Annotated in this window: 18 protein-coding genes and 1 pseudogene; 10 read left to right on the forward strand and 9 right to left on the reverse strand. The window is 68.5% G+C overall.

The window, feature by feature from the left end:
- Positions 1-40 precede the first annotated feature (40 nt).
- The 4 genes from QF027_RS47815 to QF027_RS47830 all read left to right on the forward strand — a co-directional run bounded on the left by QF027_RS47815 (position 41) and on the right by QF027_RS47830 (position 5,286).
- Positions 41-1,114: a lactonase family protein gene (locus tag QF027_RS47815; protein ID WP_306972564.1), complete on the forward strand. Its 1,074-nt coding sequence runs from the start codon at positions 41-43 to the stop codon at positions 1,112-1,114.
- 71 nt (positions 1,115-1,185) lie between these two features.
- A complete protein-coding gene (arfA, locus tag QF027_RS47820) occupies positions 1,186-2,715 on the forward strand; it encodes an arabinosylfuranosidase ArfA (protein ID WP_307081913.1) in 1,530 nt (509 codons plus the stop codon).
- 184 nt (positions 2,716-2,899) lie between these two features.
- Complete coding sequence (locus tag QF027_RS47825; protein ID WP_307081916.1) at positions 2,900-3,817, forward strand: glycosyl hydrolase; 918 nt, start codon at positions 2,900-2,902, stop codon at positions 3,815-3,817.
- A gap of 1,244 nt (positions 3,818-5,061) precedes the next feature.
- A complete protein-coding gene (locus QF027_RS47830) occupies positions 5,062-5,286 on the forward strand; it encodes a DUF5133 domain-containing protein (protein WP_306972558.1) in 225 nt (74 codons plus the stop codon).
- A gap of 194 nt (positions 5,287-5,480) precedes the next feature.
- Here QF027_RS47830 and QF027_RS47835 read toward each other — a convergent pair whose 3' ends face one another.
- The 6 genes from QF027_RS47835 to QF027_RS47860 form a co-directional block, all read right to left on the reverse strand.
- On the reverse strand, positions 5,481-8,033 hold the full coding sequence (locus QF027_RS47835; protein ID WP_307081918.1) for a glycoside hydrolase family 32 protein: 2,553 nt from the start codon (positions 8,031-8,033) through the stop codon (positions 5,481-5,483).
- Entirely contained in the window at positions 7,988-9,529 is a 1,542-nt protein-coding gene (locus QF027_RS47840; RefSeq protein ID WP_307081920.1) for a glycoside hydrolase family 32 protein, read from the reverse strand. Before QF027_RS47840 ends, QF027_RS47835 begins: the two co-directional genes overlap by 46 nt.
- Before the next feature lie 79 nt (positions 9,530-9,608).
- Entirely contained in the window at positions 9,609-10,520 is a 912-nt protein-coding gene (locus QF027_RS47845; protein WP_307081921.1) for a carbohydrate ABC transporter permease, read from the reverse strand.
- A 1-nt stretch (position 10,521) separates the two neighbouring features.
- Positions 10,522-11,451 (reverse strand): carbohydrate ABC transporter permease, encoded by a 930-nt coding sequence (locus QF027_RS47850; protein ID WP_307081923.1) that lies wholly within the window; start codon positions 11,449-11,451, stop codon positions 10,522-10,524.
- Positions 11,452-11,546: 95 nt separating this feature from the next.
- Positions 11,547-12,827 carry an extracellular solute-binding protein gene (locus QF027_RS47855; protein ID WP_307081925.1) on the reverse strand — a complete coding sequence of 427 codons (1,281 nt, stop codon included), beginning with the start codon at positions 12,825-12,827 and terminating at the stop codon, positions 11,547-11,549.
- Between the two features lie 133 nt (positions 12,828-12,960).
- Positions 12,961-13,995 (reverse strand): LacI family DNA-binding transcriptional regulator, encoded by a 1,035-nt coding sequence (locus tag QF027_RS47860; RefSeq protein ID WP_307081929.1) that lies wholly within the window; start codon positions 13,993-13,995, stop codon positions 12,961-12,963.
- 763 nt (positions 13,996-14,758) lie between these two features.
- Here QF027_RS47860 and QF027_RS47865 point away from each other — a divergent pair.
- From QF027_RS47865 to QF027_RS47880, 4 genes are all read left to right on the forward strand, one after another.
- Positions 14,759-15,142, forward strand: a complete 384-nt coding sequence (locus QF027_RS47865) for an MmcQ/YjbR family DNA-binding protein (protein ID WP_307081930.1) — start codon at positions 14,759-14,761, stop codon at positions 15,140-15,142.
- 8 nt (positions 15,143-15,150) lie between these two features.
- Positions 15,151-15,513 carry an MmcQ/YjbR family DNA-binding protein gene (locus QF027_RS47870; protein ID WP_306972548.1) on the forward strand — a complete coding sequence of 121 codons (363 nt, stop codon included), beginning with the start codon at positions 15,151-15,153 and terminating at the stop codon, positions 15,511-15,513.
- Positions 15,514-15,586: 73 nt separating this feature from the next.
- A complete protein-coding gene (locus QF027_RS47875) occupies positions 15,587-16,012 on the forward strand; it encodes a PPOX class F420-dependent oxidoreductase (RefSeq protein WP_307081931.1) in 426 nt (141 codons plus the stop codon).
- A gap of 58 nt (positions 16,013-16,070) precedes the next feature.
- The gene (locus QF027_RS47880) at positions 16,071-17,387 is read left to right on the forward strand and encodes a replication-associated recombination protein A (RefSeq protein WP_307081932.1); all 1,317 of its coding nucleotides are present in this window, start codon (positions 16,071-16,073) and stop codon (positions 17,385-17,387) included.
- A 631-nt stretch (positions 17,388-18,018) separates the two neighbouring features.
- Here QF027_RS47880 and QF027_RS47885 read toward each other — a convergent pair.
- Positions 18,019-18,423 carry a DUF4440 domain-containing protein gene (locus QF027_RS47885; RefSeq protein ID WP_307081933.1) on the reverse strand — a complete coding sequence of 135 codons (405 nt, stop codon included), beginning with the start codon at positions 18,421-18,423 and terminating at the stop codon, positions 18,019-18,021.
- Between the two features lie 367 nt (positions 18,424-18,790).
- Between QF027_RS47885 and QF027_RS47890 the strand changes: the two genes are divergently transcribed.
- The gene (locus tag QF027_RS47890; protein ID WP_307081934.1) at positions 18,791-19,375 is read left to right on the forward strand and encodes a YrhB domain-containing protein; all 585 of its coding nucleotides are present in this window, start codon (positions 18,791-18,793) and stop codon (positions 19,373-19,375) included.
- 53 nt (positions 19,376-19,428) lie between these two features.
- Here QF027_RS47890 and QF027_RS50080 read toward each other — a convergent pair.
- Together QF027_RS50080 and QF027_RS47900 are read right to left on the reverse strand one after the other, a co-directional pair.
- Positions 19,429-19,725, reverse strand: a pseudogene (locus QF027_RS50080) (DUF3885 domain-containing protein); the annotation flags it as partial.
- A gap of 77 nt (positions 19,726-19,802) precedes the next feature.
- On the reverse strand, positions 19,803-20,744 hold the full coding sequence (locus QF027_RS47900; protein ID WP_307081937.1) for a GlxA family transcriptional regulator: 942 nt from the start codon (positions 20,742-20,744) through the stop codon (positions 19,803-19,805).
- Between the two features lie 71 nt (positions 20,745-20,815).
- On the opposite strand from QF027_RS47900, the gene QF027_RS47905 reads away from it, so the two are divergent.
- A complete protein-coding gene (locus tag QF027_RS47905; protein WP_307081939.1) occupies positions 20,816-21,706 on the forward strand; it encodes an NAD-dependent epimerase in 891 nt (296 codons plus the stop codon).
- Position 21,707 lies beyond the last annotated feature (1 nt).

Raw genomic sequence — 21,707 nt, forward strand, 5'->3', positions numbered from 1 at the left:
TCTTCTCCTGCCGCCCCGCTCAACCAACTCCAGGACCCCCATGCCCTCAAGCCCAGCCACCGGCGCGATCCCCGTCCTCACCGGCTCCTACACCACGGACTCCGGCGGCGACGGCCCCGGCATCGCCGCTCTCCTGCTCGATCCTGCGACCGGCCGCATGGCCTACGACGACGAGGTGAAGCCGCTGCCCGTCAGCGGGGCCTCCTTCCTGGCAGCGCACCCGTCACTCGACGTCGTCTACAGCACGAACGAGACCGAGACGGGAACCGTCAGCGCCGTCGCCCGCGCCGCCGACGGCACCCTGTCCCCGCTGGGCGACCCGGCGAGCAGCGGCGGGGCGAACCCGTGCCACCTCACCGTCCACCCGAGTGGGGAGTGGCTGCTGACCGCGAACTACGGCAGCGACATCGCGCCCGGTACCGTCGCGGTGCACCGGCTCGGCGCGGACGGCCGCCTTCGGGAGCCGACCGACCTCGTCGTCCACCAGGGGTCGGGCCCGGTCACAGGGCGGCAGGAGGGCAGCCATGCCCACCAGGTCCTCGTCGACCCCGCGGGCCGTTTCGTGCTGGCCACCGACCTGGGGGCGGACGCCGTTCTCACCTACCGGCTCGACACCCTCACCGGAACCCTGGAGCGGGCCGCGGTGAACCCGATGCCCTCGGGATCCGGACCCCGCCACCTCGCCTTCGCACCCGGCGGCGACCTGGTGTTCAGCGCCGATGAGCTGTCCTCGACCGTCACCTGCCACGGCTACGACGCCACCGACGGCACCCTGACGGCTCTCTCCTCCGCTCCCGCCACGACAGTGAAGGACGTCGTGAACCAGCCCGGCGGAATCGTCGCGTCGCCCTGCGGGCGCTTCGTGTGGGTGACCAACCGCGGCGCGGACACCATCGCCGCGTTCCGCCTCGCCGGCACCGTCCTGGAACCTCTCGGCGAGGTCCTGGCCGGCGGCACATGGCCCCGCGGCCTCGCTCTGGTGGGCGGTCATCTGCTCGTCGCCAATCAGCACAGCGGCACGCTCGCCGCCCTGCGGGTCCAGCAGGACGGGACCCTCGCCCAGCCCCACCCGCCGATCTCCGCTCCTTCGGTGGTCTGCGCCCTGGCGCTCTGACCGCCCTCGTCTCCCGTCTCCCTCCCTTCTCCATCCACGTCGACGTCCGAAGTGACGTCCGAAAGGCAGTCATGTCCGAGCCCACCACCACCCCGGCCGCCCGCTTCACGCTCGACTCGGCCTTCGCCGTCGGCAGCGTCAACCCGCGTCTGTACGGATCGTTCGTCGAGCACATGGGGCGCTGCGTCTACACAGGCATCTACGAGCCCGGCCACCCCGCCGCCGACGCGGACGGACTGCGCCAGGACGTCCTGGAGCTGGTCCGTGAGCTCGGTGTGACCACCGTCCGTTACCCCGGCGGCAACTTCGTCTCCGGCTACCGCTGGGAGGACAGCGTGGGCCCGCGCGAGGAGCGGCCGGCCCGGCTGGACCTGGCCTGGCGGTCCACCGAGAGCAACGAGTTCGGCCTCGGCGAGTTCATGGACTTCTGTGCCAAGACCGGCATGGAGCCCATGATGGCCGTCAACCTCGGCACCCGCGGCGTGGCGGAGGCCGCGCAGCTGCTGGAGTACTGCAACCACCCCGGCGGCACCGAGCTGTCCGACCGCCGTATCGCCCACGGGGCCAAGGAGCCGTACGGCATCAAGATGTGGTGCCTGGGCAACGAGATGGACGGTCCCTGGCAGATCGGGCACAAGACGGCGGAGGAGTACGGGCGGCTCGCCGTCGAGACCGCCCGTGCCATGAGGATGATCGATCCCGGCCTGGAGCTGGTCGCCTGCGGCAGTTCGGGCTCGGGCATAGCCACCTTCGCCTCCTGGGAGGCGACCGTTCTGGAAGCCGCGTACGACGAGGTCGACTACGTCTCGCTGCACGCCTACTACGAGGAGACCGACGGCGACCGCGACTCCTTCCTGGCCTCGGCCGTCGACATGGAGCACTTCATCGAGTCGGTCGTCGCCACCTGCGACCACGTCCGCGCACGACTGAAGGCGACGAAGCGGATCAACCTCTCCTTCGACGAGTGGAACGTCTGGTACATGAGCCGTAGTGAGGCCGCCACCCCGCCGGACTGGGACAAGGCTCCCCGCCTGCTGGAGGACAACTACTCGGTCACCGACGCCGTGGTCCTCGGCTCGATGCTCATCGCCCTGCTGCGGCACGCCGACCGGGTCACCTCCGCCTCGCTCGCCCAACTCGTCAACGTCATCGCGCCGGTCATGACCGAGCCGGGCGGCCCGGCCTGGCGGCAGACCACGTTCTTCCCCTTCGCCCAGGCGTCGGCGTACGGACGCGGCAGGGTGCTGCGCGTCGAGGTGGACAGCCCGACGTACCCCACCGCCCGCTTCGGTGACGTGCCGCTGCTGCACGCCACCGCGGTGACCGACGACGAGACCGGCGACATCACCGTCTTCGCGGTCAACCGCAGCCAGACGGACACGCTGCCGCTGGAGATCGACCTGCGCGGGGTCGACGCCCGCACCGTGGCCGAGCACCTGGTCCTGGCCGACAGCGACCCGGAGGCCACCAACACCGCGGACCGGCCCGACCGTGTCACCCCGCACGCCGCCACCGGCACGACCCTCACGGACGGCGTCCTGCACGCCGAACTCGAACCGCTCTCCTGGAACATGATCCGCCTGACACGCCGGCAGAACTGACGACGTCGACGTACCGACCGCCCGCCGGTCCATGCCACCGCCGCCGACACCGGCGCATGACCTGCCGGCCGCGGACCGGGCCATCAGGATCACCCGCGCCCCGGCCGGTGAAACGGGACACCACCGCACTCACGCCTGGGAAGAACCGATGACAACCGTTGCCCGACCTCTGTTCCGAGACCCCATGCACGACGGCGCGGCCGACCCCACCGTCATCTGGAACCGGCACGCCGGCGAGTGGTGGATGTTCTACACGAGCCGCCGCGCCGACGCCCCACCGATGAACGACGTGAGCTGGGTGCACGGGACCGACATCGGGATCGCGTCCTCCTCGGACGGCGGAGCCACCTGGCTGTACCGGGGAACTGCCCAAGGACTGGACATCGAGCCCGGGCGGCACACCTACTGGGCCCCCGAGATCGTCGACGACGGAACCGAATACCACATGTTCGTCAGTGTGATCCGCGGTGTTCCGACCCAGTGGGCTGGCCATGGACGCGTGATCCGTCACTACACGAGCCACGACCTCTTCTCGTGGACCTACCGTGCCACCCTGTCGCTCTCGTCCGAGACAGTGATCGATGCCTGCGTCCTGCGGCTCCCCGCGGGCGGCTACCGCATGTGGTATAAGGACGAGGCCGATCACGCGCACACCCACGCGGCGGACAGCGACGACCTGATGCGGTGGACCGTCCGAGGACCTGCCGTCGAGTGCTCGGAGCACGAAGGCCCGAACGTCTTCGAGTTCGGCGGCAGCTACTGGATGCTCGTCGACGAATGGCACGGCCTGCGGGTGCTTCACTCGCTGGATCTGGAGACCTGGGAACCGCGAGGGCTCGTTCTCGATCGGCCGGGGCAGGGAACGGACGACGCGTCATACGGATTCCACGCCGATGTCGTCACCAGTGAACTCGGTGCCTTCGTCTTCTACTTCACGCATCCCGGGCGCTTCGACGAAGGTGCTGTGCACCACAGCACCCACAACGACCGCAGAAGCTCGATCCAGGTCGCCCGCCTGCGGGTGCACGGAGACACCCTCGTGTGCGACCGCGACGAAGCCCTTGAGGCCCCCATCCTGCCTTTCGGAGGGCCGGTCCGGTGACGTGGATCCTCCGCCCTGCTTTCCAAATGACCGCGCCCGACCGGTCAGCGGCGCAGCCGAAATTCTTCAGGCCAACCCCGCCTCGAACCGCAGAGCGAAACAAAAAGCGTTTCGGGGCGCGCCGATATCAGCCGCGCGTACGCGCCCGTCATGGCGCCCAGGGCCTGATCGCTGCCCTCCATCCCCTCGGTCGCCCGCTCGAAAGCCAGGCCGATGACGGCCCGAGTGGCCCGCCAGCGCGTCTTCCACGACCCCGCCCGGCCCTCCCGCATCGTCCTGCCGGTGGTTCCGGTCCCGTGGGAAGCACCGGAGATCCACACGCGGACATGGGCGACTCCGTCTCGCCCAGGGTGACCCTCAGCACTACGACCGTCGAGCCACCACAATCGTGGATTGATCGTCACCCACCGGGCTCATTCGTCTCCCTCCCAACGCACCAACGACAGCTTCGGCTTTGCATGCGACGTCGAGGCGCTCGGCGACGGCGCAGCGTCGCGTCGGGCGACAGGCGACGATATCCATGACGAACTGCGGCCAGAGCCACATTCAAAAGCCCCCATCAGTGTGAGGGCCGGCGCGGGGGAGCGTGGCGCGCTCGCCGGTGTCGCCCGACGTCCGGGGCCGGTCCGCCGGCTTTGGTGCTGTTTCGGATCCTTTGGTCGTTCGTTGGGTAGTTCATGGATGCTTACGAGGATGAGCCCTGTGCAGCCTCCCTGAAGGCTTACCGGCTCCGGTCCGAGGCCGACGATCACAACGGGGCCGCTGTTTGCGAACACAGGACGAAGCGGCTGGCGTCGTGGAACGGACGGGCCGTGATTGTCGGCATCGCGGTGACTACTGTGATCCTCGCGGCGGTGTCCGTGGTGGTGCCGGGTCTCCCCAGGTGAGCGTCTATGCGCTGTTCGGCGAACCGGTGGTCCGGTGCTGGCGCGTCGCGGCCAGCCGGCAACAGGAGGGGCCGCAGGATGATCCCGCGGACGGGCGGGCCCGGCCCGAATCCGCGACGGTGCCTGCGGGACTGCCCGCCCGGCTGGACCGTTCTCCCAGCGGTGCAGCCACACAGTGCCCGTGCGCCGAGTGCGCCCGGCCCAACGATATTTCGCAAAGGCGCTGTCCGGCTTCCGGACGCGTCCTGGAGGCATGACCAGGCGGGGCCGCACGCCTTCCGGGTGCGGTCGGCGCCGACGACTGCGACCGTATGAGTGAGGTGTAGGTCCGAACGGGCGAGGCCGGAGGTGGCGGTCATGCTGAGGGCGCATCCTTCGCTCCTGCGGGAGCTCGTCGAGCGCAGCGAGAGGCTCAGGCGGCGTTTGGCGTCCGGTGGCGGCGCGGAGGTCAGGCGCCAGCTCGAGGATGTGACGTACACGCTGTGTGTGATCACAGGCACCCGTCAGTTGGACACGGCGCTGTATGTGGCCCGCCAGCAGCTGGCCGATGGGATGAGACGCGAGCGGCCTCTCCGTCGCTGAGTAGGTCCGGCCCAGAGCGGTGCTGTCTCGTTTGGCCTGGTCACTTCTCTGAACCAGGACGTGAGGTGCCGAGCCGGGTGAGGAAGGCCCGTGGTCTGCCCCGCGATCCTGATCACTCGCCCGCTCGATCCAGCAGTGGAGCGCCGGGTGTGTTGCCCGGCACTGGCGTGCTCTGACAACACACCCGGGATGGGTCACTTCCAGATGGATGCCAGTCGCCATGCCTGCAGGCGGGTGAGTTCGGCGGTTCCGTTGTCGGCGAAGGCGTCGACGCCGGTGCTGGAGGGGTCGGGGAAGATCTGGTCGGTGAGGACGACTTGTTCGCCTCGCGCGTTCTCGGCGTAGACCTCGACGGACGAGGTGTCGACGAGGACGTGCAGGTGCAGGTGCTTGCCGTGGAGAGCGAGCGGGGCGCGGTCGGTGCTGGAGAAGGTGGGGTCGAAGTCGGTCGCGCCTGAGCCGGTGCGGTCGAGGTAGACCTCGCCGGTGCTGGTGTCGTAGCCGATTCGGGTGCGCTGTCCGGCAGTGCCGGTGCGGACGTCGAGGCCGAAGCGGGTGGCGGTGCCCGGGGTGAGGTCGGCCTTGAGCTCCAGGGTGCTGCCGTGAACGCCGAGCGGGGTGATGCCGTTGGTGACGGTCCTGGCCGGGACGGTGGTGCCGGCGCGGCGGAGGGATCTCAGTTCGCTGACCGGATTCTGGACCAGCTGGGTCTTGCCGTTCGCGGTTGTCAGGGAGAGCTGGCGGGGGAAGGTGTCGGCGCTGCGCCAGGGACTGGTGGGGATGCTCCCGCCGTAGTTCCAGCTGTTCATCCAGGCGATCATGACGCGTCGGCCGCCGGGGGCGTCGGTGAAGGTGTTGGCGGCGTAGAAGTCCTGGCCGTAGTCGAGCCAGTGGGCGCGCTGGGTGGCGGACAGGGCGGGCTTGTCGGCGGCGGTGAACTGGTCGGCGAGGATGTGTCCCCAGCCGCTGGTGTTGGCATCGACGATCTGGAGCCGGACCTGCTTGCCCTTGTAGGCGGTGGTGTTGAAGGTGGCCCAGTCCAGGTTCTCGGAGTTGGCGCCGGTGGCGTTCTGCACGACCTTGCCGTCGACGAGGAGGTTGACGCCGGTCTCGTTGGAGTGGGGCTTCGCCTGGGTGTCGGAGAGGACGACCTGGTCGAGGTTGATGTGGCCCCAGCCGCCGGTGTTGGCGTCCACGACCTTGATCTGGGCCTGCTTGCCCTGCAGGTCGGACAGGTCCCACGAGGACCAGTTCAGGGCCTCGCCGTTGGCACCGGTGGCCGAGCGCACCACCTTGCCGTCGACGACGAGTTCGACGGCCGTGGGAGCGTCGTAGCTCGCGGCGTGGTAGCCGCCGCCGATGAGGAAGTCCAGGTACTTCTTGTCGATGGTGAAGGGCGGGGAGGTCAGGGTGCCCGTGGAGGCATCGCCGTTCAGGTAGCTGTTGGCGAGCCCACCTCCGAGGTAGCCGGTGACCTGTTGCTGGTTGGGGAGGGTTCCCTGCGCCGGTCCGGTGCCGAAGGCGTCGCCGGTGGTGGTCCAGTCGCCGATGGGGCTGGAGTAGGTACCGCCCTCGAAGTCGGCGAGTGTTTCGCCGGTCGGCGTCGGCTCGTCGCCCAGGATGGAGCCGGTCTGGTACGGGTGGTTGCCACCGCCGACCTTGAAGTTGATGTAGTTGCTGGTCACGGTGAACGCGGGCGAGGTGAGCGTGCCGGTGGAGGCGTCACCGCCGTGGAAGCTGTTGGTGAAGTCCTTGCCGTCGAAGCCGGTGACCGAACCCTGGCCGTCCACCGGGCCGGTCGCCGGCGCTGTGCCGAACGCGCTCCCGTCGGCCGTCCAGCCGCCGAAGGAACCGGATTCGAAGTCCTGCAGCACGGTGCCGCTCGGCGGGGTGTAGGTGCCGCTGTCGTCGGCGGTGAACTTCTTGCCGTCGAAGTCGCCGACGAAGTACTGGGCACCGGAACCGCCCGCGATGGCACCGGGGTTGAGGTTGACCGCCAGCACCCACTTGGTCTTCTTCGGGTTGCCGTCCACGGGCATCGGGAACAGGTCCGGGCACTCCCACACCCCGCCGGTCGCCCCGGCCGGGCCGAAGTCGCTCAGGTGGTTCCAGTGCTTGAGGTCATGGGAGCTGTAGAAGGCGATCTGGTGCTGGTCGGAGAGGGCGACGGCCATCAGCCAGCTGTGCGTGGGGGCGTACCAGAAGACCTTCGGGTCACGGAAGTTGACGGAGTTCAGGTCGAGGACCGGGTTGCCGGAGTACTTGGTCCAGGTGGTGCCGCCGTCGGTGCTGTATGCCAGTGACTGCCGCTGGACACCGGTGGACTTCACCAGGCTGGTGTAGACGGCGACCAGCGGCGGGTTCTTCTGGGTCCCGAAGCCGGTGGTGTTGTTCTTGTCCAGCACCACGCTGCCGGAGAAGACCATCTCGTTGTCGTCCTGGGGGATGGCGACCGGGAGTTGCTTCCAGTGGACGAGGTCGGTGCTGACGGCGTGGCCCCAGGACATGTTGCCCCAGCTGTTGCCGGACGGGTTGTACTGGAAGAACAGGTGGTACTTGCCCTTGTACCAGATCAGGCCGTTGGGGTCGTTCATCCAGTTCTGGGCCGGGCTGAAGTGGAACTGGGGGCGGTACTTCTCGTGGTAGAGGGTGTCGGCGGCGGCCGGCGTGGCGGCGAGCAGGCCCAGCCCGGACAGGACGGTCAGGGCCGTGAGAAGCCTGCGGCGGGGACGGGTGGTTCTGGACATGGCGCTCCTCGTGCGGGGATCGGGTGGTGCGCGTGGGGGGCGTCTTGGGTTGCGGTGCCGGGGACGGGCTCCGCGGGGGCGGCGAGACTCCATGCCTGGACGGTGAAGTGGACGGCTCGGGCCTGCAGCGACCAGGGAGCATCGGAGACCGGGTAGAAGCGCAGGGTCAGGGCTTCTCCGGTGCTGAGGAAGAGTTCGAGAACGGACCGGTCGACCACCATGCGCACTTCGACCGGTGCCCCGGAGCGGGCCGCCGGGCAGGGGATGCGGTAGGTGCCGGCGACGGCCCGGGGGTCGCGGGAGGCGTGGGAGCGGTCGACGACCACGTCGCCGGCGACGGTGTCGACAGTGACGTCCAGGTGCTCGCTGCCGTCGGCCGAGGTGACCAGCCGGAGACCGCCTGGCCGGCCCGGCGAAGGCGTGAGCCGGGCGGTGAGGTCGAAGGTGCTGCCGACTTCGCCGAGTGCGGCCGGATCTGCCTGGGCGCGGCCGGTGGCGTACAGGAGTTGCTCGCCGCGCAGTCCGGCGACTTCCCGGGCGGGCTGCTGGTGGACGGTGCCGTCGGCCGCGAGGGTGATCTCGCGGGGGAGGGTGAGCAGTCCCGCCCAGCCCGCCGCTCGTACCCAGGTGGGTTCGCGGGCTTCCCACGACCAGGCCCACAGCAACCATCGACCGTCCGGGGCCTGCAGCAGTGCGGGGGCGTAGAAGTCCGGGCCGTGGTCGAGCCGGACAGGTGCCGAGGGGTGGAAGGTGCCGTCGGGGGTCTCGCGGCCGGGGTAGGCGGCGGTGGCCTGGGGGCCGGCCTCGGTGTCCCAGGTGCTGATGATCAGCAGGCCCTGCCGCCCCGCGCCGTCTGGCAGCGGCCAGAAGGCGTACTGGGGGCACTCCCAACCGGCACCGGTGTCGGTGCCGCCGGGCAGCGGCCTCGGGGCGTCGGCGGCGAACGGGCCCAGGTACTGCCAGTTGTCCAGGTCCGTCGACTCGTACAGCTGCGCGGCGCCCCGGCCGTCGGCGAGGGCGGAGCCGACCAGCATCCGCCAACGGCCGTCCTGCTGCCAGACGTAGGGGTCGCGGTACATCGTGGTCTCGGCGGGTGGCTGCGGGATGAGCAGCTCCGGCCGCTTGGTCCAGGTGTGGCCGCCGTCGTGCGATGCGGCGGTGGTGACCGGCTGCCACCAGCGGCCGGTGCGGTTCGCGGAGTAGAAGGCCAGGAGCCGGCCGTCGACGGAGACGGCGTTGCCGGAGAAGCAGCCGTCGGCGTCATCGCCGCCGGGGGTGGGAGCGAGGGCGACCGGCATCTGTTCCCAGGTGACCAGGTCGGGGCTGCGGAAGTGGCCCCAGTGCATGTTCGCGTGCTGCGGGCCGTGCGGGTTGTACTGGAAGAACACGTGGTAGTGGCCGTCGTGGAAGACCAGCCCGTTGGGGTCGTTGATCCAGTTGCGGGGCGGGCGCAGGTGCACGGCGGGCAGGTGGGGGTCGGCGGGCGGCGTGGACACACGGGGCCTTTCGGAGGATGCGTGAGGCACAGGGGGTGGCAGAAGAAAGTGGGGGCGGCGGGCGTGGGCCCGGCGGGGGTCAGCCCTTGACGCCGCTGGAGGCGATGCTGCTGACGAAGGCCCGCTGGAATGCCACGAACAGTGCGAGCACCGGCACAGTGATCATCGACGAGTAGGCCATGATCTGGCCCCAGGAGGGGTTGAGCTGGAAGAAGTACTGGATGCCGACCATGACCGGGCGCAGGTTCTCGCTCTGGACGACCATCAGCGGCCAGAGGTAGGAGTTCCAGGCCGGCAGGAAGGTCAGGATGGCCACCGTGGCGATCGCCGGGCCGGACAGCGGCATGACGATGCGCCGGTAGATGCCGAACCAGCTCGCCCCGTCGATCACGGCGGCTTCGTCGAGTTCCTTGGGGATGCTCTGGAAGTACTGGTGGAACAGGAAGACGGAGAAGGCGTTGGCGACGAAGGGCAGGATCTGCACCTGGTAGGTGTCCAGCCAGCCCTCGGCCAGGGTGAGGTGGAAGCCGTTCACCTGGAGCCAGGGCAGTTGGTTGACCCACCACACCAGAGGCAGGGCGAAGGTCTCGAACGGCACGATCAGTGTCGCGATCACGGCGGTGAGCACGATCTTCTTGCCGCGCCAGCGCATCCGGGACAGGGCGAAGGCAGCGAGGCTGTTGACGAAGATGCCCAGTACCACGGTGACGGCGGAGATCCCGATGGAGTTGAGCAGGAACCGAGCGGCGGGCACCCGGTCGAAGACCCCGCTGTAGTTGTCCAGGGACAGATGGCCGACCGGCAGGAACGCTTTGATGCCGTCCAGGTCGCCGAAGATCTGCTGGTCGGGCTTCAGCGACGACACCAGCATGAACACGATCGGGAAGGCGAAGAACAGCGCGAGCGCGATGCGCGCCGCCTGCACGGCGAGCGAGCGCAGCAGCGACCTCTGGCGGCCCGGACGTGCGGGGGCGGGGGATGCGGAGGTCATGTCAGCCCTTCTCCCGGGTGAGGAAGCGTTGGACGAGGGAGACGGCCAGCACCAGGACGAAGAAGACGAGGGAGATCGCGGACGCGTATCCGGTCTGCTGCTGCGCGTATCCGGTCTGCACGGCCTGGTAGACGACCGTGGTGGTGGAGTCCAGGGGACCGCCCTGCGTCATCACGCTGACCTGTGCGAACAGGCTGAACGCGGCGATCGTGATGGTGATGAGCACGAACGTGCGGGTGGTGCGCAGGCCGGGCCAGGTCACGTACCGAAAGCGGACCCAGCGGGTGGCGCCGTCGATGTCGGCCGCCTCGTACAGGTCCTGCGGGATGGTCTGGAGGCCGGCCAGCCAGATGATCATGTGGAAGCCGACGCCCTGCCAGACGGACATGAGGATGATGGCGGGCATGGACGTGGACGGGTTGTTCAGCCAGTCCGGTCCGTGCACGAGGCCGAAGGTGAGGTGGGAGATCAACTCGTTGACCAGCCCCGCCTTCTGGTACATGAACGTCCACAGGATGGACACCACCACCATGGACGTGACGACCGGGATGAAGTAGACGGTCCGGAAGAAGTTGACGCCCTTGACCTTGGCGTTGACGAGCAGCGCGAGCACCAGCGCCAGGCCGCCCTGCAGCGGAACGACGACCGCGGCGAAGTAGAAGGTGTTGCGCAGCGACTTGTAGAACAGCGGGTCGTCCAGCAGCGTGCGGAAGTTCTGCAGGCCCGTGAACTGGGCGGGGACCGGGGAGACCAGGCGGGCGTTGGTGAACGCCAGCGCGAAGGCCAGCACCACCGGGACGACGAAGAACAGCAACAGCAGGAAGACGGCGGGGCTCACCATGCCGAGGGCGGCGAGGCTTTCCCTGCGCCGTGCACGGCCCTGCGTTGCGGGCCGAGTCGGTGGAGCACCGGCGGCGGGTCGAGTGGACATTGGGGTCACTGTGGTGGCCATGGGACATCCAGGCAGGTACGTGCCCCGGCGGAGGAGGAGAGAGGAAGCTCATCCGCCGGGACGGGCGGACGTGGTCAGCTGCCGGTGGCGTAGTTGCTGGTCGACAGGTTGTTGTCGATCTGGCTGACGGCCTGATCAAGGGCGCCCTTGACATCGGCGCCGGCCAGGATGTCCATGGCTGTCTTGGAGAACACCGTGGAGATGTAGGGGTAGGCCGGGGTCACGGGCCGCACCACCGCGAACTTCTGCGCCTCCTTGAGGAAGATGTTGAACTGGCCCCCCGTCTCGTAGCCCTTCACCTGCTGCGCCGCCGCGTCGGTGGCGGGGATGGTGCCGGTGGCCTTGGCGAAGTCCACGAAGTACTTCGTCTGCCGGGAGAAGTTCAGATATGCCTGGGCGCCTGCCTTGTTGGAGCAGGTGGAGCTCATGGCCCACTGCCAGGAGGCTCCGCCGATCTTCGGTCCGTTGCCGAAGTCGACGGGCGGGAGGATGGCGAGGTCGCTGCCGAACTTGTCGATGTTGGCCTGGGCGGACCAGCTGCCGTCCCACTGGATGGCGGTCTTGCCGTTGCGGAAGTCGTCGCCGGGGCTCTTGCTGGACTTCTGCGGCGCGTCGCCCTTGGTGACCAGCGAGCGGAACCACTTGCCCCACTCGACGGCCTTGTCACCGTTGAGCGCGCCCTTGGCGGTCTTGTAGGTGGAGCGGTCGATCAGGTCGCCGCCGAAGCTCTGCAGCATCGGGGAGTAGGCGTAGGGCCACCACTCGCCGGGGTCGCCGGTGCCGAGGTCCAGCGCGTTCTTGAACGTGCCGCCCGCCTTGATCTTGGCGAGCGCGTCCGTGAACTCGGCCTTGGTCCAGGGCTTGTCCAGGGTGGGGACGCGGATGTCGTACTTCTTCAGGACAGACTTGCGGGAGTACAGGGTCAGAGCGACATCGTAGAAGCCGGACGCGTAAGTCTTGTTCTGGTACGTGCCGACCGTGCTGGGCAACTGGTCCTTCACTGCGACCTGGCCCTTGGACAGATCCAGCGGCGCGAGGTATCCGCCCCAGGCCCAGTTCGGGACATTGGGGCCATCGACGTCGAGGAGACACGGAAGCTTCCTGGCGGACGCCGCAGCCACCACCGAGTCGTTGTAGGAACCCTGCGGGAACGCCTGGATCTTGACCTTGTACGTGCTCTGACTGGCGTTGAAGTCCTTGACGACCTGCTTCACGACGCCGTACTCGGCAGCGTTGCCGGCATTGTGCGTCCACAGGGTCAGCGTGTTGCCGTCGGCACCCGACGAGCCGGTGCTGCCACCGCCGCCACAGCCGGCCACGAGCGCCGCCGCGGCCAGGGCGGCTATGCTCGACACCGCGAGGCGCCTGGATCTCGATTCCACTGGGTTCACTGGGGTCCTCCAATTTCACTGGGTACGGTCCTGGCAGACCGTGCCGGCGGCCGGTGATGACGGCCGCCTGTATCGGTGGTGCTTCGCCGCTCCGAGGTCAGAGTCGGGGCGGCGAAGCGACCGATGCCCGTACCACCAGCGGGCAGGGCAGCATCTCCTGAGCGGCCGAACCAGCCCCCTGGTCCTGCGCGCCCGTGAGCACGAGCAGCTGTGCGACCGCCCGCGCCCCCATCTCGTAGTGCGGCAGGGCCACGGTGGTCAGCCCGGGGAACAAGCCGTCACAGATCAGTTCCTGGTCGTCGAAGCCGATCACCGACAGGTCCTCGGGGATCGACAGCCCCAGTTCGGCGGCGGCGCGGTAGACGCCCATTGCCACCCGGTCGGCGAAGCAGAACAACGCGGTGGGCCGTCCTTCCGCCTGCAGCAGTCGAAGCGCCGCCCGGTACCCGCCGCCCGCGTCGGCGGTCTCGGCCACTACCAGACGGGAGTCCTCGGCGATGCCCGCCTCGGCCAGTGCACGCCGGTAGCCCTCGAGGCGTCCGTGGGTGGCCGGGATGTCGTCGACGTTGTTGATGAAGCCGATCCGGCGGTGACCGTGGCGGACCAGTTCGCGCACCGCCGTCTCCCCGCCAAGGACCTCGTCCGGTACGACCGAGGGCACCCCGGGGTCGTTCGAGCGCGCGTCCAGCAGCACCGTGGGGACCGACCGCAACCGCTCCGGAACCTCCACGACCCGGTGGTACATGGACGCGTACAGCACGCCGTCGACCTGGCGCTGCAACAGCAGGTCGATCTCCCTGCGCTCCAGCTCCGCGTCGCCGCCGGTGTTCAGCATCAGCAGCAGCAGATCGTGCTTCGCCGCCTCCTCCTGCGCCCCCAGGATGATCCGTCCGGCATGCGGGGTGGTGGCGATCTGGTCGCTGACGAAGCCGATCGTGTTCGACCGCTTCAGCCGCAGCCCCCGCGCCAATCCGTTGGGCGCGTACCCCAGTTCCCGGGCGCTTTCGAGGACGCGCTGCCGGGTCTCGGCGTTGATGCGCTTGCCCTCGACCTCGTTGAGGATGTGGGAGACGGTCGTCACCGAGACTCCGGCGGCAGCCGCCACGTCCTTGATCCCGATCCGCCTGCCCATGTCGTGCCCAATCGTTTTGGCAACTGAGTGCGGGACGAGATTGCGCCACGCGAGGCGCGCCTGTCAACGGCTCGTTACGAACTCGTGGCCATGCAATGTCGACGCGACACGGAAACGGCTACAGTCGCCCCTGATCCGGCAGGCGGCAACCAACGAAAGAAAGCAGGCAGTTCGCGACCACTGCCTGCTCCGAAGGCGGTGGCTGTCGCCGTCGTGCCGCAGTTCACCCTCCGTGACCAGGATCAGGTAGTGGAAGGTGGCCCGGCCCGGACGGGGCGGATTCCACGGCCAGTCGTCGTGGTGGGCGTGGAAGTCCTCGACGGTGGTCACTTCCTGGCCGTACGGGCGCACCGACCGGCGGCTGGAAGCCGTACAGCGGGACGGACTGGGCTCTGGGCGTGCGGCGGAGTCGGGCCGCGAGACGAAGAGGGCGGCGGAACCTCCCTCCGACCCGGGCGAGTGTCGCCTGCCGACCATCATGTGTCCGCAGTTTGCCGACCGAATTGTCGTCCGCGGGAAGAGGATGGGGACCGCGGCCCGCGCATGCGTGCCGTCGGCCAATGGCTCGCACCGGCAACGAGCTTCCCGGACGCGACGGCGGCGAGATCCTCCTGGACATCGCCCGTCGCCTTTTCCGCGGAGGGCGCCTACGCGGGACAGCGCGGATGCCGGGCGCCTGCTGTTCGTACTGATCACGCCGGAAGCGACACCCAGCGCCCTGACCACCGGTAGGGGCTTTCGATCGATGAAGGAGCTGATGACCATGGACGGAGAGACGCTGCAGAAGACCGCGGCCGACTGCGCCGAGGAACTTCCCGGGGCCGGGCTGGAGCACCCGTTCGGGCCCGAGTGGGAGGTGTACAAGGTGCGCGGCAAGGTCTTCATGCTCATGACGCAGGTGACGGGTGAGCCCTTGGTGATTCTCAAATCGGCCCCCGACGAGGCGGCCGCCCTGCGTCACGAGCACGTAGAGATCACCCCCGGTTACCACATGAACAAGAAGCACTGGATCACGCTGGAAGGCGGGAACACGATCGACGACATGCTGGTAAAGGAGCTTGTGACCGACTCCTACCGACTTGTCGTCAGCGGGCTCGCCAAGTCACAGCAGCCCGTCGACCCGCACACCTACGGCCGTCGCGCCTGACCTCCGGCATGTCGTTCAACGGCACGAAGCTCCAGGACACCGCGCGCCGCACCGCACTCGCGCTCCCGGGAGTCGGCCACGGGCGCCCGTTCACCGAGCAGCTGGACGTCTACAAGGTGGCGGGCAAGGTGTTCCTGATCGTCACCGACGACCCGGACGAACTCATCGTCACCCTCAAGGCGGAACCGGAGTACGGGCGGCTGCTGCAAGACCAGTACCCGTCGCTCACTCCGGGCCGCTACCTCGACAAGCGGCACTGGATCTCCGTAGGAGCCGGCCGGGGCGTCACCGCGGACCTGGTCGCCGAACTCGTCGACCAGTCCTACCACCTCGTCCTGGAGACGGTTCCGCGCAACCGCCGCCCTGGATGACTACGGACCGACCGACCAACTGACCGACCAACCACCGAGCAACCGACGAACCGAGCACGGACAAGGATCGCCCATGCACAGCATGTCGACCGCGGAATGGCACGCCTTCGTCACCCGCGGCGCGCATACCGGACGGTTCGCCACCGTCGGCGCCGACGGAACCCCGAACATCACCCCCGTCTGGTACGTCTACGACGGCGAGGCCTTCCTCTTCACCACAGGCGGCGCGACGGCCAAGGTCCGCAACCTGCGCCGCAACCCCCGCGCGTCACTCTGCGTCGCCGACGACGCGCCGCCCTTCGCCTACGTCGAAGCGCGCGGCGAGGTCACGCTCAGCGAGGACCTCGACGAACTCCTCGATGTCGCCACCCGGGCCGGCGCCCGGTACATGGGCGCGGACCAGGCCGAGGCATTCGGCAAGCGCAACGCCGCCCCCGGCGAACTCGTCGTCCGCCTGCACCCCACCAAGGTCATCGCCTACGGCGGCGTCACCGACTGATGAACACCCGGCCGCTGTCCACACCGACCGCGTGCGGCCCGGAGCCAAGGACACGCCCATGAAGCACGAAGCGCAAGCGCTGCCCCTGTTCGACGAGGACACGCAGCGCCCGCTGGCCGACCGGCTGCGGCCGCGCACCCTGGAGGACGTCGTCGGGCAGGAGCACCTGCTCGCGTCCGACGCCCCCCTCGGACGCATGGTGGAGCAGGGGCGGCTGGTGTCGGCGATCCTTTGGGGGCCGCCCGGATGCGGGAAGACCACCATCGCCCGGCTCCTGGCGCAGCGGACCGAGCTGGCCTTCGAGCCGCTGTCGGCCACGTTCTCCGGCGTGGCCGACCTGAGGAAGATCTTCGAGGCGGCCTGGCGCAGGCGCGGGATCGGCCAGGGCACGCTGTTGTTCGTCGACGAGATCCACCGGTTCAACCGTGCCCAGCAGGACAGCTTCCTGCCGTACGTGGAGGACGGCACGGTCACCCTCGTCGGGGCCACCACCGAGAACCCCAGCTTCGAGCTGAACGGGGCGCTGCTCTCCCGCTGCCGGGTCTTCGTCCTCAAACGCCTCGACGACACGGCCCTGGACACCCTGATCGCGCGCGCCGAGGAGCTGACCGGGCGCGCACTGCCGTTGGACTACGAGGCCCGCCGGGCCCTGATGGCCATGGCGGACGGCGACGGCCGGTTCCTGCTCAACATGGCCGAGCTCCAGGCGCTGCCCGACGGCACACCGCCACTGGACACCTCCGGTCTCGCCGAGCAGATCCAGCGGCGGGCTCCGCTGTACGACAAAGCCCAGGATAGCCATTACAACCTGATATCGGCGCTGCACAAGTCCATGCGCGGCTCCGACCCCGACGCGGCTCTGTACTGGCTCGCCCGCATGCTCGACGGCGGCGAGGACCCTCTGTACATCGCCCGCCGACTCGTACGCTTCGCCAACGAGGACATCGGAACGGCCGATCCACAGGCGGTACAACAGGCCCTGGCGGCCTGGGACGTGTACGAACGTCTCGGCTCACCCGAAGGCGAACTGGCCATCGCGCAGGCCGTCACCTACCTGGCGACCGCTCCCAAGTCCATCGCGGTCTATCGCGCGTTCGGCGCCGCACAGCATCGCGCCCGCCGCACCGGCTCCCTGATGCCTCCGCTGCACATCCTCAACGCGCCCACCCGGCTCATGAAGAACATCGGTTACGGAGAGGGCTACCAGTACGACCCGGACACCCCGGAGGGATTCTCCGGCGCCGACTACTTCCCCGAGGGCATGGACCGGGAGACCTTCTACCACCCCACCGGGAGCGGCTACGAAGGGCAGATACGCCGCCGACTGGACCGGTGGTCGGCCATGCGCGGGCCCCACCCCGACCCCGACGACTGACGACCCGCATCCGACGGAACGAACCGCGTTCCCGAGGCCCCCACGTGCAACAAGAGCATGTCGACCATGAGCACCGGGAGGCCGCCGCGTTCTTCACGTTGCCCGAGCGTGCCGGCGACGACTTCGCGCCCATGCGCGAGCAACTGCTGTCCCGTTGTCGGCGGGTCGGGAGCAGGCTCAGGATCCGACGGTCGATCGTCCCGAGAAGGGGGCCCCGATCGGTGTCCGTGGTGACGATGCCGGTGGCCTGGACCTGGTCGCGGGCGGTGTGGAACGTGATGCTGAGGCGGCAGCGGTCCGGGTCGGTGCCGGGAGGGACTCGGCGGCACCGACCATCACGGTGGTAGGGCCTGGTAGAGCGTGAGCAGTGGCCCCATCTCCTGCTCGATGCTTGCCGGGTCGCTCGAGCAGAGGTTGCGCCAGAACAACACCCTGGGTCTTGCGGGGGGAACATCGAGGTCGCTGGCGCCACCGAAGTCCAAGGTCAACCTGTACGCGGCGATCCGCTGTGATGCCCGGCAGGGATGTCGTACCGCCTTGATGCGCGAGCACGGTGTTGGGTTCCGCGCGATGAAAGCGGTGTTGGCAGCAGTCTGGCCGGAGCCTCGGGACGGACAGCGGGGTTGGGCCCCTACACGTCATCCCAGGCCATCGAGCTCATCCTCCAGCCGGCAGGCGTCAGGACGAACTGGGTGGTCTTGCAACCGGAGCCCTCAAACCACTCGCCGTTGAGGAAACCGGACTTGCGGTATTCGCTGAACCGGTGCGCGATCGACCCGAAAACCTCGGTCCGATCGGCGACTTCCCATTCGGAGAACTCCGTCAGCGTCCCATCGGTGAGGATCTTCTCCCGGGGCTCGACGAACGCGTCGAGGTCGTAGATCACAGGCACGCCCCCGATGTTTTTGATGATCATTCCTTGAGGAATGAACACCTCTCGGACAGCGGCGACGTTCGGCCGGCTGCCACCGGTGTTGGTGAACGCACCGAGGAAGACACGCATCAGCTGGTCGAGCTCGGCCTTGACGTCGGACACGGGTACTCCTCCGAAGGGGGTGAACGCCTCGCGACTGATCGTCGCCTACTGCCAGCGTGTCGGCCACCGTCGACGCCCTTGGTCGGTCGACTCGATCCGCACTCCTCAAGTGGGTAGTCGCCGGAAACACTTGCGGTGCTCGTTGACGCTTCCCGCTCACCTGAACGCCGGACCGCGTGAGGACGCCGACATCGATCCCGGCAGTTCGGAGAAGTCAATTGCCGAGGGTTTTCAGCCGTATTGGCTCAGAGCACTTGTTTCTCAGCTGTTGTATTCCTGGGGGAGAAGGTTCGTTGGCCCCTTCTGTGTGGCCCTGAGTCGTGGGAATTCGCTGGTCGAAACCGGGCTCGTACGGGATGCTGCACGCGTGATCGAGCGAGAAGCCGCCGTTCGGGCTGTCGAAGAGCAGCTGGAGCGCGACTATCAGCAGTGGCGGGCTGTGAGCGCGGACGCGATGAGGATGGCTGTGGTCCGTGTCAAGGAGCACGAGCTGGTGTGGATCGTCTCCTGGCAGTCCGAGGACTTCGTACGCACCCGGAAGTCGAAGTACGCGCTGATTGGCAATGGGCCGTACCTGGTCGACCGCGTCGACGGAAGGATGCACCAGATCGGCGTCGTCTCCGCGAAAACCGGAGAGTGGGAGGACGACTACCGAGCCCGGATACGTGGGCTGCCGGTGCGCACCGCAGTAGACGATCTACACGATGCGCTCCGCGGAGTCGCCGCTGCGCGCGGACGCATGCACGCTGTGCGGACACTGCGCCAGAGGCTGCCTGTGCTCTCGCCCGCGGAGGCCATCGAATACGTGAGCGCCTTGCTGGACGGTGATACGCCCGTGCGCCTCGTGGCCCTCGCCGCCAAGGAACTCGTGGAGCCCCTCAACCCGGTACTCGCGGTGGCGACCATCCTGAGCGAGGCGGCGATCCGAGCCGGTCGGAGACCCGAGGGATGACTGGAAAGCCAGTCGCTGTGCCGATCGCGCATCCGGTCCCGTTCCTCGGGCGTGGCGAGGAAGACGTCGGCGCCACCATCGTAGGGATGGTGGATGCGCTGCATGCGGGTGTCGGTGATGAGGATTCCCGCCACCCTGTCGTCGGCGATTTCTCGGAGCGACTCGTCGATGCAGCGGCGCTGCCAGGGCCGGCGGACGGCGAAGAGGTGGCAGTACGTACGGAACTCAGGGTCAGGATCGTCCCTCACCAGGAGGCTCTGCCCATACCCCGTGACGGTTTCCCATGACGGAACCTCGGCTTCGGTCGTCCGGAGCGGAGTGATCACATACACGTCCGCACCGGCGAACAACTCATCGAGGACGGTGTTGTAACGCTTCAGGACGACGGTGCACCTGCTCTCGTCGCAGCGTGGTCATGCTTCCAACCTCAGCGGGAGGCACCAGTGGGCGCTCGGTTGAAGCTCGCACGATAGGCCGTGGGAGTGAGTCCCACCCGGCCGACCATGTGCTTGCGGAGGGAGTCCGCGCTGCCCAGACCGCTCTTCTGGGCTACCTGATCCATGGGCAGCTCGGTCATCTCCAGCAGCTCTCTGGCCCGGTCGATGCGCCGGTGCAGCAACCATTGGAGCGGGCTCAGCCCAGTCTCTGCGTGGAAGCGCCGGCTGAGGGTGCGCACGCTCATCTTGGCGTGAGCGGCCAGGTCGGCCAGGGTGAGCGGGCGATCGAGGTGTTCGAGCGCCCAGACACGAGTGGGCGCGAGAGAGGTGCCTCGCTCCGGCGGTAGCGGTGTCTCGATGAACTGGGACTGCCCGCCCGGCCGTATGGGAGGGACGACAGCGAGCCGCGCGGCCGTGTTGGCGACCGCCGCGCCGTAGTCGATTCTGACCAGATGCAGGCACAGGTCGATGGCGGCGGCTGCGCCCGCCGAGGTGAAGACCCCGCCGTCCTCGACGAAGAGGAGGTCGGGCTGCACATCGATGGACGGGAAGCGAGTGGCGAGGTCGCCGGCCAGTCCCCAGTGGGTCGTGGCGCGTAGCCCGTCGAGCAGGCCTGCTTGGGCCAGTACGAAAGCGCCCGTACACAGGGAGGCGATCCGCGCGCCGGTGGCCGCGGCTTTCCGTAGGGCGTCGAGGGCTTCCGTGGGAGCCTGCTCGCCGCCGCTGCCGACAGCGATGACCGTGTCGGCGCCCTCCACCGCCTCCAAGCCGTCCGGCACCACGATGTCGGGGCCGCTGACGGTTGGCATCGGGCCGGGCCGAGCCGTACAGACGCGCACGTCATAGTGCGGGACGCTGTTGAACACCATGAGCGGGATCGAGACGTCGAAGCTGAGCACGGGCGGCACGATGACTGCGGCGACGCGGTGCATGGCCAGATCCTCCGGAGGGTTGGCATTCCGGCCACTATCCTACGAGGCCGTGGATCGGCACCGTTGTCAGCATGAAATCTCATGTGATCGTGGGCCGCGGGGCCGCCGCGTCGAAGACCGCTCTGCTGCTGGCCGAGGACGGCGAGCGGGTGCGAATGATCAGCCGAACCGGCGGCGGGCCCGACCACCCGCTCATCGACAAGGTCACAGCGGACGCGACCGACGCCGACCGGCTCACCGAGCTGACGGAGGGGGCCGACACGCTGTTCACCACTGCCGCGCCGCCGTACCACCTTTGGCCCGAGCAGTTTCCGATCTTGTCGGGATCGCTCCTGAGCGCAGTGAAGCGGACCGGAGCCGCGTACGTCATGCTCGGCAACCTCTACGCCTATGGGCCCGCAAGCGGGCCGATCACGCCGGACTTTCCCCTGGCCGCGAGCGGCCCCAAGGGGCGGACCAGGGCGCGGGCATGGGAGGAAGCCGCCACCTCAGGGGTGAAGGTCACCGAGGTGCGGGCCGCCCAGTTCTACGGCGCCGGCGCCTTCTCGGTGTTCAGCCTCATGGTGCAGCGGCAGGTCCTGGAAGGGAGGCTGGTCCTGGTGCCGCAAGAACTCGACGTGCCCCACAGTTACTCGGCGATCGGCGACACCGCACGCACGCTGGTCGCCGCGAGTCGCAACGAGCAGGCGTACGGACGGGCCTGGCACGTACCCACCTCGACCCTGTCGGTTCGAGAACTGGCCGTGCGACTCGCCGAACTCGCGGGGGCACCGGAACCGCGGATGGAAGAGATGACCGAACGCGATCTGACCCTGCTCGCGTTCACCGAGCCGTTCTGGGCGGAAATGCACGAAGTGCTCACCAAGCCCGGCCACCCGTTCGTCATCGACTACTCCGAGACCGAGAAGGTATTCGGCGTGAGCGCCACCCCGGCGAACGACGTGCTCCGGGAAGTGATCTAGA

This window comes from Streptomyces canus, assembly GCF_030816965.1.
Taxonomy (GTDB): Bacteria; Actinomycetota; Actinomycetes; order Streptomycetales; family Streptomycetaceae; genus Streptomyces; species Streptomyces canus_E.